The organism is Streptomyces sp. NPDC041968 (assembly GCF_055589025.1).
Window position 1 is genome coordinate 130,529 of the sequence record NZ_JBVJCB010000001.1, and the last position, 13,739, is coordinate 144,267.

The window sequence follows — 13,739 nt, forward strand, 5'->3', positions numbered from 1 at the left end:
GGGGGCGACTCGACCGTCACGGACCGGCCGTGACCGGTCAGTTGTGGCTGTGCAGGATGTCGTTCAGGCCGCCCCACACCGCGTTGTTCGGGCGGGCCTCGACCGTGCCGGTGACCGAGTTGCGGCGGAAGAGGATGTTGGAGGCGCCGGACAGTTCGCGGGCCTTGACGACCTGGCCGTCGGGCATGGTCACCCGGGTGCCCGCGGTGACGTAGAGGCCGGCCTCGACCACGCACTCGTCGCCCAGCGCGATGCCGACGCCCGCCTCGGCGCCGACCAGACAGCGCTCGCCGATGGTGATGCGCACGTTGCCGCCGCCGGAGAGGGTGCCCATCGTGGAGGCGCCGCCGCCGATGTCGGAGCCGTCGCCCACGACGACGCCGGCGGAGATGCGGCCCTCGACCATCGAGGTGCCGAGCGTGCCGGCGTTGAAGTTGACGAAGCCCTCGTGCATGACCGTGGTGCCCTCGGAGAGGTGCGCGCCGAGGCGGACGCGGTCGGCGTCGGCGATGCGGACGCCCTTGGGGGCCACGTAGTCCGTCATGCGGGGGAACTTGTCGATCGAGGTCACCTGGAGGTGCAGGCCCTCGGCGCGGGCGTTGAGGCGGACCTTCTCGACGTCGGCGACGGCGACCGGGCCGAGCGAGGTCCAGGCGACGTTGGCGAGGTGGGCGAAGACGCCGTCCAGGTTCTGGCCGTGCGGCTGGACCAGGCGGTGGGAGAGCAGGTGCAGACGCAGGTAGACGTCGTGCGTGTCGACCGGCTTCTCGTCCAGCGAGGAGATGACCGTGCGGACCGCGACCACCTCGACGCCCCGGCGGGCGTCCGGACCGACCGCGGCGGTGGCGCCGCCGCCGAGCAGCTCTGCGGCCTGTTCGGCGGTGAGGCGCTCGGTGCCGGACGGTCCGGGCTGCGCGGACAGTTCGGGGGCCGGGTACCAGGTGTCGAGAACGGTGCCGTCGGCGGCGATCGTGGCGAGGCCGGCGGCCACGGCGCCGGTGGTGCGGGGAGCAGTCGTGTCGGTCATGAGGGCAACCTAACCGGCCGCCGCCCGCGGAAGCGAGCCGACCCCGTGGCCGTCTCGCGTGCCGGGCGGCGCGGGGCGTGCGGGCGCCGGCCTGCGGGTCACCGGCCGGGGCGGACGACCCGTGCCAGAACCTCCCTCGCGTACTCCTCGTCGTACGGCGTGTCCGTCAGCAGCACCTGGAGGCAGATGCCGTCCAGCACGGCGACCAGGGCCCGCGCCGTGACGGGGTCCGTGCGGTCGGCGAGGAGGGCGCCGACGCCCTGCGCCCACTCGGCCGCGACCGGGCGCAGCGCGGGACGGCGCAGGGCCGCCAGGTACAGCTCGTACTCCAGCTCCACGCCCGTGCGGTCGCCCGCCAGCCACGCGCCGAGGACCCGGGCCAGCTCCCCGGGCAGGTCGGCGTCCGGATCGGACAGGGCCGGGTGTGCGGCGACCACCTTGGCGAAGCCTTCGCCTGCCTGGCGGAGGGCGGCGACGAGGAGTTCGTCCAGCGTGGCGAAGTGATAGGTCGTGGAGCCCAGCGGGACGTCCGCCTCGGCGGCCACGGAACGGTGGCTCAGGCCGGCGATGCCCTTGCGCTCCACCACCCGGATCGCCGCGTCGATGATCCGGCGGCGCCGCTCCGGGTCGTGGCGCCGGGTCATCAGTGCGCGCCGCCCAGGTTCAGCACGACCACGCCGACGATGATCAGCGCGATGCCGGCGGCCTTGGCCGCGGTCATCCCCTCCCCCAGGAACACCACGCCGATGGCGGCGATGGCCGCCGTGCCGACGCCCGCCCAGATGGCGTATGCGGTGCCGACGGCGAGGGTCTTGAGGGTCTGGGCGAGCAGCGTGAAGGAGAGGACATAGGCGAGGGCCGTCAGGAGGGACGGGACGAGCCTGGTGAAGCCCTCGCTGTACTTCATGGCGGTGGTGCCGGCGACCTCGGCGGCGATGGCTCCGGCCAGGAGCAGGTATCCCATGTGTACGATCGTACATAACGACACCGTCCGCGGACGCGAGAACGGCGGCACCCGAAAGGGTGCCGCCGTCGCCGTGCCGGTGCGTCTCAGACGTTGAAGCCGAGCGCGCGCAGCTGCTCGCGGCCGTCGTCCGTGATCTTGTCCGGGCCCCACGGCGGCATCCAGACCCAGTTGATGCGCAGCTCGCTGACGAGGCCGTCCGTGGCGGACTTGGCCTGGTCCTCGATCACGTCGGTGAGCGGACAGGCCGCCGACGTCAGGGTCATGTCGATGGTCGCGATGTTGGCGTCGTCGATGTGGACGCCGTAGATCAGGCCCAGGTTGACGACGTCGATGCCCAGCTCGGGGTCCACGACGTCCAGCAGGGCCTCGCGGACCTCCTCCTCGGAGGCCGGCTTCATTTCCACGGTCTCAGTCATGCCGTCGTCTCCTTCTCGGCGTCGGCGCCGTCCAGTGCCTGGGCCGTCGCGTCCTTCCAGGCCATCCAGCTCAGCAGGGCGCACTTGACCCGGGCCGGGTACTTCGAGACCCCGGCGAACGCGACCGCGTCCTCCAGGACCTCCTCCATCGCGTCGTCGGGCTCGATCCTGCCCTTGGACTGCATCAGCTCCAGGAAGGTCTCCTGGATCCGCCGCGCCTCACCGAGGTCCTTGCCGACCAGCAGCTCGTTCAGCACGGAGGCGCTCGCCTGGCTGATGGAGCAGCCCTGGCCCTCGTACGACACGTCGCTGATCGTCGTGCCGTCGTACTTCACACGCAGCGTGATCTCGTCGCCGCACGTCGGGTTGACGTGGTGGACCTCGGCGTCGCCCTCCCGCAAGCCCCGCCCGTGCGGGTTCTTGTAGTGGTCCAGGATCACTTCCTGGTACATGGAGTCCAGCTTCATGCTCGTCGCTCGTCCCGTCAGCCGAAGAAGTTCCGTACGTGCTCCAGGCCGTCGACCAGTGCGTCGATCTCGGCCGGCGTGGAGTACAGATAGAACGACGCTCGCGTGGTCGCAGGAATTCCGTAGCGCAGGCACACGGGGCGGGCGCAGTGGTGGCCGACCCGGACCGCGATGCCCTGCTCGTCGAGGACCTGGCCCACGTCGTGCGGGTGGATGTCACCGAGCGTGAAGCTGATCGCCGCGCCGCGTTCCTCGGCCGTGGTGGGGCCGATGATGCGCAGGTCGGGGACGTCCGCCAACCGCTTCACCGCGTACTCGGTGAGCGCGTGCTCGTGGGCGAAGATCTTGTCCATGCCGATCGACTGCAGGTAGTCGATGGCCGCGCCCAGCCCGACCGCCTGCGCGATCGGCGGCGTGCCCGCCTCGAACTTGTGGGGCGCCGGGGCGTACGTCGAGGAGTGCATCGAGACCGTCTCGATCATCTCGCCACCGCCCAGGAACGGCGGGAGGTCCTCCAGCAGCTCCTGGCGGCCCCACAGCACGCCGATGCCGGTCGGGCCGCACATCTTGTGGCCGGTGAAGGCCACGAAGTCGGCCTGGAGGGCCTGGACGTCCAGCGGCATGTGCGGCGCGGCCTGGGAGGCGTCGACGCAGACGAGCGCGCCGACCTCCTGGGCGCGGCGCACGATCGCCTCGACCGGGTTCTGGGTGCCCAGGATGTTGGAGACCAGCACGAAGGAGACGATCTTCGTCTTCTCGGTAATGACCTCCTCTATGTTCGAGAGGTCGAGGCGGCCGTCGTCGGTCAGGCCGAACCAGCGGAGCTTCGCGCCGGTGCGCTGCGCGAGCAGCTGCCACGGCACGATGTTGGAGTGGTGCTCCATCTCCGTGATGACGATCTCGGTCTCGTGGTCCACGCGGTAGGGCTCGTCGGCCCAGCCCAGCATGTTGGCCACGAGGTTGAGGGACTCCGAGGCGTTCTTGGTGAAGATCACCTCGTCGCGGGAGGGCGCGTTGATGAACTCCGCGACCTTGTCGCGTGCGCCCTCGTACAGCGCCGTGGCCTCCTCGGCGAGGACGTGCACGCCACGGTGGACGTTGGCGTTGTAGCGCTCGTAGTACTCACTGAGCGCGTCCAGCACCTGCCGCGGCTTCTGGCTGGTCGCCGCGTTGTCCAGGTACACGAGCTTGCGCCCGTCGTGGATCTGGCGGTCCAGGATGGGAAAGTCCTTGCGGATCGCCTCGGTGTCGAGGAGGCCCGGCAGCTGTGTCACGCGGATACGCCACCCTTCGTGTATGCCTCGTAGCCCTCGGCCTCCAGCTTGTCGGCCAGCTCGGGGCCGCCCGACTCGGCGATGCGGCCGTTCGCGAAGACGTGGACGTGGTCGGGCTTGATGTAGCGCAGGATGCGCGTGTAGTGCGTGATCAGCAGGGTGCCGACCTCACCGGTCTCGCGGATGCGGTTGACGCCCTCGGAGACGACGCGCAGGGCGTCGACGTCGAGGCCGGAGTCGGTCTCGTCGAGGATCGCGACCTTCGGCTTGAGCAGCTCCAGCTGGAGGATCTCGTGCCGCTTCTTCTCACCGCCGGAGAAGCCCTCGTTGACGTTGCGCTCGGCGAAGGCGGGGTCCATGTTGAGGCGCTCCATGGCCTCCTTGACCTCCTTCACCCAGGTGCGCAGCTTGGGGGCCTCGCCGCGGACGGCGGTGGCGGAGGTGCGCAGGAAGTTGGAGACCGAGACGCCGGGGACCTCGACCGGGTACTGCATGGCGAGGAAGAGGCCGGCGCGGGCGCGCTCGTCGACGGACATCTCCAGGACGTCCTCGCCGTCGAGGGTGACGGTGCCCGCGGTGATCGTGTACTTGGGGTGACCCGCGAGCGAGTAGGCGAGAGTCGACTTGCCGGAGCCGTTCGGGCCCATGATGGCGTGCGTCTCGCCCTGCTTCACGGTGAGGTCGACGCCCTTGAGGATCTCCTTCGTGGCGTTGTCGGCCTCGACGGTGACGTGCAGGTCTCGGATTTCAAGCGTTGCCATGGGTGCCTCAGGACTCCTGGGTGAGGGAGACGAGCACGTCGTCCCCTTCGATCTTTACGGGGTAAACGGGGACGGGGCGCGTCGCCGGAAGACTGTCGGGCTTGCCGGACCGGAGGTCGAAGCGCGAGCCGTGCAGCCAGCACTCGATGTGGCAGTCGTCGACCTCGCCCTCGGCGAGCGAGACGTTCGCGTGCGAGCAGATGTCGTTGATCGCGAAGATCTCGCCCTCGGTCCGCACGACGGAGATCGGCGTGCCGTCGAGTTCCACCCGCTTCGGGGTGTCCTCCTCCAGCTCGTCCGCTCCGCAGACGCGTACGAAGGTCATGCGACCGACGCCTCCAGCTCCTCTTCGATCTTGACGAGCAGACGCTCCTCGATGTCCGGGACACCGATCTGCTGGACCAGTTCGGCGAAGAAGCCGCGGACCACCAGGCGGCGGGCGTCGATCTCGGGGATGCCGCGCGCCATCAGGTAGAAGAGCTGCTCGTCGTCGAAGCGGCCGGTCGCGGAGGCGTGGCCGGCGCCGACGATCTCGCCGGTCTCGATCTCCAGGTTCGGCACCGAGTCGACCCGCGCGCCGTCCGTGAGGACGAGGTTGCGGTTCATCTCGTAGGTGTCGGTGCCCTCGGCCGCGGCCTCGATGAGCACGTCGCCGATCCAGACGGCGTGCGCGTCGTCGCCCTGGAGCGCGCCCTTGTAGACGACGTTGGACTTGCAGTGCGGGACGTTGTGGTCGACCAGGAGGCGGTGCTCCTGGTGCTGGCCCCGGTCGGTGAAGTACAGGCCGAACAGCTCGGCCTCGCCGCCCGGACCGGCGTACGCGACCCGGGGGTGCAGCCGGACCAGGTCGCCGCCGAAGGTGACCACGAAGGACTTGAAGGTCGCGTCCCGGCCGATCAGCGCGTTGTGCTGGCCGACGTGCACGGCCTTGTCGTCCCAGTCCTGGACGGAGACGACGGTCAGCTTGGCGCCGTCGCCGAGGACGTAGTCGACGTTGGCCGCGAGGACCGCGTCACCGGTGTGGTCGATGACCACGACGGCCTCGGCGAAGGCACCCAGCTCGACGACCTGGTGTGCGTAGGCGGTGCCGCCCTCGCCGTGCACCCTGATGCGGATCGGCTCGGTGAGGACCGTCTCCTTGGGGACGGTGATCACGCCGGCCTTCTCGAACGCCGAGTAGGCCTGGGCGGCGACCCGGTCCACCGGGGTGCCGGCCCGCCCGATGCGCGCGTCGTCGCGGCCGACGGTCTCGACGACGACCGCCTCGGGCGCCTCGACGTCGACCTTCACGCCGTCGCCGGTGGCGACCGCGGTGCCGTCGTGCAGCCCGCGCAGCCGCTCCAGCGGGGTGAACCGCCACTCCTCCTCGCGGCCGTGCGGGACCGGGAAGTCCGCCACGTCGAAGGACGCGGGCGCGCTCATGCGCGTGGCGACGGTCGACTCGGCGGCCACCGCGATCGTGCCCGCGGTGGTGGACCCCACGGGGATGTTCTGAGCCTCAGCCATGGCTGTCGGTCTGCTCTCTTCCTACGTCAGAAATCTGGCGACTGCTTCGGGGCGGGTCTTAACCGACCGCGCCTTCCATCTGCAGCTCGATCAGCCGGTTGAGCTCCAGGGCGTACTCCATGGGCAGCTCCTTGGCGATCGGCTCGACGAAGCCGCGCACGATCATCGCCATCGCCTCGAACTCGCTCAGACCACGGCTCATCAGGTAGAAGAGCTGGTCCTCGGAGACCTTGGAGACGGTCGCCTCGTGGCCCATGGACACGTCGTCCTCGCGGACGTCGACGTACGGGTAGGTGTCGGAGCGCGAGATCGTGTCGACGAGGAGCGCGTCGCACAGCACGTTCGACTTGGAGCCGTGGGCGCCCTCGCCGATCTCGACGAGACCGCGGTAGGAGGTGCGGCCGCCGCCGCGCGCCACGGACTTCGAGACGATGTTGGAGGACGTGTTCGGCGCCATGTGGACCATCTTGGAGCCGGCGTCCTGGTGCTGGCCCTCGCCCGCGAAGGCGATGGAGAGGGTCTCGCCCTTGGCGTGCTCGCCCATCAGGTAGACGGCCGGGTACTTCATCGTCACCTTGGAGCCGATGTTGCCGTCGATCCACTCCATGGTCGCGCCCTCGTACGCCACGGCGCGCTTGGTGACCAGGTTGTAGACGTTGTTCGACCAGTTCTGGATGGTCGTGTAGCGGCAGCGGGCGTTCTTCTTGACGATGATCTCGACCACGGCGGAGTGCAGGGAGTCCGACTTGTAGATCGGAGCCGTGCAGCCCTCGACGTAGTGCACGTAGGCACCCTCGTCGACGATGATCAGGGTCCGCTCGAACTGGCCCATGTTCTCCGTGTTGATACGGAAGTAGGCCTGGAGCGGGATCTCGACGTGCACGCCCTTCGGCACGTAGATGAAGGAGCCGCCGGACCACACCGCGCTGTTCAGCGAGGCGAACTTGTTGTCACCGACGGGGATGACGGTCCCGAAGTACTCCTTGAAGAGCTCCGGGTGCTCCTTCAGCGCCGTGTCGGTGTCGAGGAAGATGACGCCCTGCTCCTCCAGGTCCTCGCGGATCTGGTGGTAGACGACCTCGGACTCGTACTGGGCGGCGACACCGGCGACGAGGCGCTGCTTCTCCGCCTCGGGGATGCCGAGCTTGTCGTACGTGTTCTTGATGTCCTCGGGCAGGTCCTCCCAGGACTCCGCCTGCTTCTCCGTGGAGCGCACGAAGTACTTGATGTTGTCGAAGTCGATGCCCGACAGGTCCGAGCCCCAGTTCGGCATGGGCTTCTTCTCGAAGAGGCGCAGGCCCTTGAGGCGGAGCTTGGTCATCCACTCCGGCTCGTTCTTCTTGGCCGAGATGTCGCGGACGACGTCCTCGTTGATGCCGCGCTTGGCAGAGGCGCCGGCCGTGTCGGAGTCGGCCCAGCCGTATTCGTACTTGCCCAGGCCCTCGAGCTCAGGGTGAGCAGTCTCCGTGGGGAGAGTCATGCGGGGTTCCTCCCGGCCGTGCTTGCAGATGCGTTAGCGGTGTTCGTGGGCGCCTGCGCCGCGGGGGGCGGCGCGTGCGAAGTCTTCGGAATGAACGTGGTGCAGACCCCGTCGCCGTGCGCGATGGTCGCGAGCCGCTGTACATGCGTACCGAGCAGCTCGGCGAAAAATTCCGTCTCCGCCTCGCACAGCTGCGGGAACTGCTCGGCGACGTGCGCGACCGGGCAGTGGTGCTGGCACAGCTGCTCGCCCTGCTGGGGGTGGGGCGCGCTCCGCGCGGTAGCAGCGTACCCGTCCGCGCTCAGGGCCTTGGCCAGCGCTTCCGTGCGCCGTTCGGGGGCGGCCGCCTCGACCGCCTTGCGGTACGCGCCGGCCTGCCCGGCGATCCGGGCCCGGGCGAAGGCGGCGATCGCCTGCTCCCCGCCCTCCTGCTCGGCGATCCAGCGCAGGGCGTCCGCGGCCAGCTTGTCGTACGACTGGTCGAAGGCGTCCCGGCCGCAGTCGGTGAGCGCGAAGACCTTGGCGGGTCGCCCGCGCGTGCGCGTGCCGTAGACCCGCTGTTCGCGGGGTTCGACCACGTCGTCGGCGACCAGCGCGTCGAGATGGCGCCGGACGGCCGCCTGGGTCAGGCCCAGACGCCCGGCGAGCGCGGCGACGGTCGACGGCCCGTGGTCCAGGATGGAGCGCGCGACGCGGTTGCGGGTGGACCGCTCACCGGTCGCGAGTTCCTCCTGCGGAGCCTCGCCAACGTTTTTCACAACGCCATTGTTGCGTAATTCCTCCGGGGCGGGCAAGCCGCGTCGCGATCATCGGACGGTGCCCTGCGTCACTTAGGTATACCTAATCTGACCTGCGGAAACGATCTTTGATCGATCAATCCGGTGGCGCCCCGGACGGGTCTGCGGGACACTCCGCGGCATGCCCACACCCCCTCCCACCGGCCCACTCGTCACCCGGGGCACGATCGCCGCCGGACTGCGCGAGATGGGTGTGCGGAGCGACGACACGCTCCTCGTGCACTCCTCCCTCAGCTCCCTCGGATGGGTCTGCGGCGGGCCCGTCGCGGTCGTCCAGGGACTGCTCGACGCGCTCGGACCGGACGGCACGCTGGTGGTTCCCACGCAGACCGGCGACCTCTCGGACCCGGCCCTGTGGAAGAGCCCGCCGGTACCCGAGGAGTGGTGGGACACCGTCCGCCGGGCGATGCCTCCCTACGATCCCCTGATCACGCCCTCCCGCGGCGTCGGGGTGGTCCCCGAGACCGTGCGCACCTGGCCGGGCGCCCTGCGCAGCGCGCACCCGCAGACGTCGTTCGCGGCCCTCGGCCCGCGCGCCGCCGAGGTGGTCGCCGGGCACGCGACCGACTGCCGGCTCGGCGAGCGCAGTCCGCTGGCGACCCTGGAGCGGCTGGGCGCCCGGGTGCTGCTCATGGGCGCCGGCTACGAGGCGTGCACCGCCTTCCACCTCGCCGAGTACCGGATCGCCTCGCCGGTGGTGGAGGTGGGGCGGCCGGGCCCGGTGGGCTGGGAGCGGGTGACCGAGGTGTCGATCACCTCGGAGCGGTTCGACGAACTGGGGCACGACTTCGAACGGGACCGGCCGGTGGGGCGCGGACGGGTCGGTGCCGCCGTCGCCCGGCTGTTCCCGCTGGCCGACGCGGTCGCCTACGCGGAGCGCTGGCTGCCGGTGCACCGGCCACGGGTGTAGGGGCGCGGCCCGGCGGGCGACGGTGCGGTGTCCGCCCCGGCCGCGTACGCCGGCCGCCGCCCTGCGCTCCGGGCGCGTAAGAGGACGCTCGGGTACGACACCCCGGCCGCCCCCTCCGTTCCGCGCCGGCGGACGCCCCCGCGTGCGCCCCCGGCGGGCGGTGCGCCGCCCCCGGCGGAGGAGATCCCGCACCCCCGCGCCCGGTACCCCGGCCGCGTACCTAGACTCGTGACCCATGCGAAGCGAGCCCGTGGTCCAGGTCCAGGCCCTGGTGAAGCGGTACGGCACGAAGACCGCGGTGGACGGCCTCGACCTGGTGGCCCGGGCGGGTGTCACCGCCGTGCTCGGCCCCAACGGGGCGGGCAAGACGACCACGGTGGAGATCTGCGAGGGATACCGGAAGCCGGATTCCGGCACCGTGCGCGTCCTCGGCCTGGACCCGGTGCGGCAGGGCGCCGAGCTGCGCCCCCGCATCGGCGTGATGCTCCAGTCCGGCGGCGTCTACTCCGGCGCCCGCGCCGACGAGATGCTCCGCCACGTCGCGAAGCTGCACGCCCACCCGCTGGACGTGGACGCGCTGATCGAGCGGCTCGGGCTCGGCTCGTGCGGCCGGACCACGTACCGCAGGCTCTCCGGCGGCCAGCAGCAGCGGCTCGCCCTCGCGATGGCCGTGGTCGGCCGCCCGGAGCTGGTCTTCCTGGACGAGCCGACGGCCGGCCTGGACCCGCAGGCCCGCCGCGCCACCTGGGACCTCGTGCGGGACCTGCGCGGCGACGGCGTCGCGGTGATCCTCACCACCCACCACATGGACGAGGCCGAGCAGCTCGCCGACGACGTCGCCATCATCGACGCCGGCCGGGTCGTGGCCCAGGGCTCCCCGGAGGAGCTGTGCCGCGGCGGCGCCGAGAACACCCTGCGGTTCTCCGGCCGGCCCGGACTGGACGTCGCCTCGCTGCTCAAGGCGCTGCCCGCGGACTCCACGGCGGCCGAGCTGACCCCGGGCTCCTACCGTGTCAACGGCAAGATCGACCCCCAGCTGCTGGCGACGGTGACCTCCTGGTGCGCCCAGCACGGGGTGATGCCGGACCGGATCTCCGTGGAGCGGCACACCCTGGAGGACGTCTTCCTGGAACTGACCGGCAAGGAACTGCGCTCATGACGACGACCACCGGCACCTACACGCCGAGGCCCGGTGCCGCGCCGCTCGGCCGCATGATCGCCGCGCAGGTTGTGCTGGAGACGAAGATGCTGCTGCGCAACGGCGAGCAGCTGCTGCTGACGGTGGTCATCCCGACGCTGCTGCTCGTCCTGTTCAGCACGGTCGACATCATCGACACCGGCGCCGGCGAGGCCGTCGACTTCCTCGCCCCCGGCGTCCTGGCGCTCGCCGTGCTGTCGACGGCGTTCACCGGGCAGGCCATCGCCACCGGCTTCGAACGCCGGTACGGGGTGCTGAAGCGGCTGGCCGCCTCGCCGCTGCCGCGCTGGGGCCTGATGACCGCCAAGACGGTGTCCGTCCTGGTCACCGAGGTGCTCCAGATCGTCCTGCTCACCGTGATCGCCTTCGCGCTGGGCTGGTCGCCGCACGGCAGCCCGTTCGCCGTGCTGCTGCTCCTGGTCCTCGGCACGGCCGCCTTCTCGGGGCTCGGGCTGCTCATGGCGGGCACGCTGAAGGCCGAGGCGACGCTGGCCGCGGCCAACCTGGTGTTCCTGCTGCTGCTCGTGGGCGGCGGCGTGATCGTGCCGCTGGACGAGTTCCCGGACGCGGCGCGGAGCGTGCTGGGGCTGCTGCCGATCTCCGCCCTGTCGGACGGACTGCGGGACGTGCTCCAGCACGGGGCCGGGATGCCGTGGGGCGACGTCGGGATCCTCGCCGGGTGGGCGGTCGCGGGGCTCGCGGCGGCCGGAAAGTTCTTCCGCTGGGAGTAGGCGGGCGCCCGGTGGACGGCCCCCTCGTGAAAGCGTGCACAAGCGGGCGCCTACGATGGACCGCGTGCCAAACGTGACCCGTGCCGACGCCGCAGCCGCCGTGCGCAACCCGCTCGCCTTCATCGCCGCGCGCTGGACCCCGGACCCCCGGACGGTTCAGCGGGCGGCCCTCGTCGCGCTCGCCATGTCGGTGGTCATCGTGATCACCGGCGGCGCGGTGCGCCTGACCGGCTCGGGCCTCGGCTGCCCGACCTGGCCCAAGTGCACCGACGACTCGTTGACCACCACCAGCGAGATGGGCTTCCACGGCATCATCGAGTTCGGCAACCGCCTGCTGACCTACGTGCTGTGCGCCGCGGTCGGCTGGGCGATCATCGCCGCGCGGTCGCAGAAGCCGTACCGGCGCAGCCTGACGCGGCTGGGCTGGACGCAGTTCTGGATCGTGATGGGCAACGCGATCCTCGGCGGCATCGTGGTCCTCGTCGGCCTGAACCCGTACACCGTCGCGGCGCACTTCCTGCTGTCGACGGCCCTCATCGCGGTCGCGACCGTGATGTGGCAGCGCACCCGGGAGGGGGACGGGGCGCCGCGCCCGCTGGTCGGCGGCTCCGTGCGCCAGCTGGTGTGGGTGATGATCGTCGTCTCCGCCCTGCTGATCGCGGTGGGCACGGTGGTCACCGGTGCGGGCCCGCACGCGGGCGACTCCAGCGAGGTCGAGCGGATGCCGATCGACTGGGAGACGGTGAGCAAGGCGCACGCCGTGCTGGCCTGGATCGTGGTGACGCTGACCTTCGCCCTGTGGTTCGTCCTGAAGGCGGTCGACGCGCCCAAGGGCCCCCTGGCCCGCACCCGCGACCTGTTCCTGGTGCTGCTCGCCCAGGGCGTCATCGGGTACGTGCAGTACTTCACCGACCTCCCCGAGGTCCTGGTCGGACTGCACATGTTCGGCTCCTGCCTGGTGTGGATCGCGACGCTGCGGGTGCTGCTGGCGCTGCGCGAGCGGACGCCGGAGGACGGGCCCGGACTGCCGGCCCAGGAGGTCGGGGCGGCGCACGCGTCGCTGGCCGGCCCCCGCTAGCCCCGGCCCGGCCCCCGGGTCACCCCAGTCCGTACACCCGCTCGGCGTTCCCCGAGGCGATCATGCCCGCCACCCGCTGCGCGTCCCCGAGCGACCACGCACCCTCGGCCACCCAGGTGCCCAGCACCCGGCCCAGGGCGTCGCGGAACAGGCGGGCGGCGACCACGTGCAGCTCGGGCAGGCCCTGGGCTCCGCTGGAGAACAGGATCTTGCCGAAGGGCGCCAGTTCCAGAATCTCCGCGAGCACCGTCGCCGCGCGGGCGCCGGTGCGCACCAGGGCGGCGCCGGAGTCGGCGTAGACGTGCGGGAAGACGCCGGCCAGGTGCGCGGCCTGGCGGTGGTACGGGTAGCCGTGCAGCAGGACCAGGTCGGTGCCGAGGCCCGCGGTGGCCCGCACGAAGTCGGTGAGCAGCACCGGGTCGGTGCGGTCGATGCGCAGGCCCGGTTCGCCGAGGCCGGCGTGCAGCTGGAGCGGCAGCCCCGAGGCGACGGCGATCCACAGCAGGTGGCGCAGCAGGACGGGGTCGCTCAGCTCGCCGCCGACCTCGCGTCCGGTCAGCCAGTGGGCGGCGGCGCCGCGCACCTCGCCCGGCCCCGGGGGTTCGGGCGCGAGCGCCAGACCGTGCCGTACCCCGGCGACCGAGGTGAAGGCGACCGCGTCGGCGGCGGCGCCGTGCACCGCCTCGGCGAGGTTGGCGAGGAAGGAGTCGACGGTGCCGGAGGTGTCGGCGACCTGCTCGGCCAGCAGCTCCAGGCGCACGATCTCGTGCGTGTCGGCGTCCGCGGCACGGGCCATCTCCGCGGGGCCCGTGAGGTCACCGGGCAGCCCCGCGTCGACGAGGTAGGTCGTGATGCCGCTGCCGCGCAGCAGGCGGCGGTCCGCCTCCAGGACGCCCAGCTCGCGGCGCCGGGCCAGATAGCGGGCGGGCGGGCAGTGCGGTTCCAGGCCGAGCAGGGGCGGGCACCAGCGGCGTACCGCGAAGCCGGTCTGGGTGTCGAAGAGGGTGGTGCCCGGCGCGGGCGGTCCCTCGGTACGGGCCAGCTGGGCCTCGAAGGTGCCGAGGCCCAGCTCCGTTCTCAGGACGCCGTGGCAGTACTGGTCCACCAGGGACGGCGTTTCGATCATC

General features: G+C 71.3%; 16 protein-coding genes. 4 read left to right on the forward strand and 12 right to left on the reverse strand.

Features of this window, described 5'->3' with window-relative positions; all coding sequences use genetic code 11:
- Positions 1-37: 37 nt before the first annotated feature.
- The 11 genes from dapD to ACZ6EG_RS00675 all read right to left on the reverse strand — a co-directional run bounded on the left by dapD (position 38) and on the right by ACZ6EG_RS00675 (position 8,656).
- Positions 38-1,027 (reverse strand): 2,3,4,5-tetrahydropyridine-2,6-dicarboxylate N-succinyltransferase, encoded by a 990-nt coding sequence (gene dapD, locus ACZ6EG_RS00625; protein WP_469600453.1) that lies wholly within the window; start codon positions 1,025-1,027, stop codon positions 38-40.
- A 98-nt stretch (positions 1,028-1,125) separates the two neighbouring features.
- Positions 1,126-1,671, reverse strand: coding sequence for a TetR/AcrR family transcriptional regulator (locus tag ACZ6EG_RS00630; RefSeq protein ID WP_469600455.1), 546 nt, complete (start codon positions 1,669-1,671; stop codon positions 1,126-1,128).
- A complete protein-coding gene (locus tag ACZ6EG_RS00635; RefSeq protein ID WP_391972578.1) occupies positions 1,671-1,991 on the reverse strand; it encodes a DMT family transporter in 321 nt (106 codons plus the stop codon). The genes ACZ6EG_RS00630 and ACZ6EG_RS00635 overlap by 1 nt, the downstream gene beginning before the upstream one ends.
- 86 nt (positions 1,992-2,077) lie before the next feature.
- Positions 2,078-2,410 (reverse strand): metal-sulfur cluster assembly factor, encoded by a 333-nt coding sequence (locus tag ACZ6EG_RS00640; RefSeq protein WP_064727279.1) that lies wholly within the window; start codon positions 2,408-2,410, stop codon positions 2,078-2,080.
- Entirely contained in the window at positions 2,407-2,877 is a 471-nt protein-coding gene (gene sufU / locus ACZ6EG_RS00645) for a Fe-S cluster assembly sulfur transfer protein SufU (protein WP_391972579.1), read from the reverse strand. The genes ACZ6EG_RS00640 and sufU overlap by 4 nt, the downstream gene beginning before the upstream one ends.
- A 17-nt stretch (positions 2,878-2,894) precedes the next feature.
- A complete protein-coding gene (locus ACZ6EG_RS00650) occupies positions 2,895-4,151 on the reverse strand; it encodes a cysteine desulfurase (protein WP_391972580.1) in 1,257 nt (418 codons plus the stop codon).
- Positions 4,148-4,912, reverse strand: a complete 765-nt coding sequence (gene sufC / locus ACZ6EG_RS00655) for a Fe-S cluster assembly ATPase SufC (RefSeq protein ID WP_356607823.1) — start codon at positions 4,910-4,912, stop codon at positions 4,148-4,150. Before sufC ends, ACZ6EG_RS00650 begins: the two co-directional genes overlap by 4 nt.
- 7 nt (positions 4,913-4,919) lie before the next feature.
- A complete protein-coding gene (locus ACZ6EG_RS00660; RefSeq protein WP_356607825.1) occupies positions 4,920-5,237 on the reverse strand; it encodes a non-heme iron oxygenase ferredoxin subunit in 318 nt (105 codons plus the stop codon).
- Positions 5,234-6,418, reverse strand: a complete 1,185-nt coding sequence (gene sufD, locus ACZ6EG_RS00665; protein ID WP_391972581.1) for a Fe-S cluster assembly protein SufD — start codon at positions 6,416-6,418, stop codon at positions 5,234-5,236. Before sufD ends, ACZ6EG_RS00660 begins: the two co-directional genes overlap by 4 nt.
- 58 nt (positions 6,419-6,476) lie before the next feature.
- The gene (gene sufB, locus ACZ6EG_RS00670) at positions 6,477-7,898 is read right to left on the reverse strand and encodes a Fe-S cluster assembly protein SufB (protein ID WP_003976894.1); all 1,422 of its coding nucleotides are present in this window, start codon (positions 7,896-7,898) and stop codon (positions 6,477-6,479) included.
- Complete coding sequence (locus tag ACZ6EG_RS00675) at positions 7,895-8,656, reverse strand: helix-turn-helix transcriptional regulator (protein WP_391972582.1); 762 nt, start codon at positions 8,654-8,656, stop codon at positions 7,895-7,897. The genes sufB and ACZ6EG_RS00675 overlap by 4 nt, the downstream gene beginning before the upstream one ends.
- A gap of 160 nt (positions 8,657-8,816) precedes the next feature.
- On the opposite strand from ACZ6EG_RS00675, the gene ACZ6EG_RS00680 reads away from it, so the two are divergent.
- From ACZ6EG_RS00680 to ACZ6EG_RS00695, 4 genes are all read left to right on the forward strand, one after another.
- Positions 8,817-9,605 carry an AAC(3) family N-acetyltransferase gene (locus tag ACZ6EG_RS00680; RefSeq protein WP_391972583.1) on the forward strand — a complete coding sequence of 263 codons (789 nt, stop codon included), beginning with the start codon at positions 8,817-8,819 and terminating at the stop codon, positions 9,603-9,605.
- A 235-nt stretch (positions 9,606-9,840) separates the two neighbouring features.
- Complete coding sequence (locus tag ACZ6EG_RS00685; RefSeq protein WP_391972584.1) at positions 9,841-10,764, forward strand: ABC transporter ATP-binding protein; 924 nt, start codon at positions 9,841-9,843, stop codon at positions 10,762-10,764.
- Positions 10,761-11,534, forward strand: coding sequence for an ABC transporter permease (locus tag ACZ6EG_RS00690; protein ID WP_469600465.1), 774 nt, complete (start codon positions 10,761-10,763; stop codon positions 11,532-11,534). Before ACZ6EG_RS00685 ends, ACZ6EG_RS00690 begins: the two co-directional genes overlap by 4 nt.
- Positions 11,535-11,589: 55 nt before the next feature.
- Positions 11,590-12,612: a COX15/CtaA family protein gene (locus tag ACZ6EG_RS00695; protein WP_469600468.1), complete on the forward strand. Its 1,023-nt coding sequence runs from the start codon at positions 11,590-11,592 to the stop codon at positions 12,610-12,612.
- Between the two features lie 19 nt (positions 12,613-12,631).
- Here ACZ6EG_RS00695 and ACZ6EG_RS00700 read toward each other — a convergent pair whose 3' ends face one another.
- Positions 12,632-13,738 carry an amidohydrolase family protein gene (locus ACZ6EG_RS00700; protein WP_391972587.1) on the reverse strand — a complete coding sequence of 369 codons (1,107 nt, stop codon included), beginning with the start codon at positions 13,736-13,738 and terminating at the stop codon, positions 12,632-12,634.
- Between the last annotated feature and the right edge of the window lies 1 nt (position 13,739).

Bases quoted from the DNA above. Each gene is read 5' to 3' on its own strand.
- ACZ6EG_RS00660 (WP_356607825.1), bottom strand. From the start codon at position 5,237: ATGACCTTCGTACGCGTCTGCGGAGCGGACGAGCTGGAGGAGGACACC.
- ACZ6EG_RS00690 (WP_469600465.1), top strand. From the start codon at position 10,761: ATGACGACGACCACCGGCACCTACACGCCGAGGCCCGGTGCCGCGCCG.
- dapD (WP_469600453.1), bottom strand. From the start codon at position 1,027: ATGACCGACACGACTGCTCCCCGCACCACCGGCGCCGTGGCCGCCGGC.
- sufC (WP_356607823.1), bottom strand. From the start codon at position 4,912: ATGGCAACGCTTGAAATCCGAGACCTGCACGTCACCGTCGAGGCCGAC.
- sufD (WP_391972581.1), bottom strand. From the start codon at position 6,418: ATGGCTGAGGCTCAGAACATCCCCGTGGGGTCCACCACCGCGGGCACG.
- sufU (WP_391972579.1), bottom strand. From the start codon at position 2,877: ATGAAGCTGGACTCCATGTACCAGGAAGTGATCCTGGACCACTACAAG.
- ACZ6EG_RS00685 (WP_391972584.1), top strand. From the start codon at position 9,841: ATGCGAAGCGAGCCCGTGGTCCAGGTCCAGGCCCTGGTGAAGCGGTAC.
- ACZ6EG_RS00695 (WP_469600468.1), top strand. From the start codon at position 11,590: ATGGACCGCGTGCCAAACGTGACCCGTGCCGACGCCGCAGCCGCCGTG.
- ACZ6EG_RS00680 (WP_391972583.1), top strand. From the start codon at position 8,817: ATGCCCACACCCCCTCCCACCGGCCCACTCGTCACCCGGGGCACGATC.
- ACZ6EG_RS00635 (WP_391972578.1), bottom strand. From the start codon at position 1,991: ATGGGATACCTGCTCCTGGCCGGAGCCATCGCCGCCGAGGTCGCCGGC.
- sufB (WP_003976894.1), bottom strand. From the start codon at position 7,898: ATGACTCTCCCCACGGAGACTGCTCACCCTGAGCTCGAGGGCCTGGGC.
- ACZ6EG_RS00700 (WP_391972587.1), bottom strand. From the start codon at position 13,738: ATGATCGAAACGCCGTCCCTGGTGGACCAGTACTGCCACGGCGTCCTG.
- ACZ6EG_RS00640 (WP_064727279.1), bottom strand. From the start codon at position 2,410: ATGACTGAGACCGTGGAAATGAAGCCGGCCTCCGAGGAGGAGGTCCGC.
- ACZ6EG_RS00630 (WP_469600455.1), bottom strand. From the start codon at position 1,671: ATGACCCGGCGCCACGACCCGGAGCGGCGCCGCCGGATCATCGACGCG.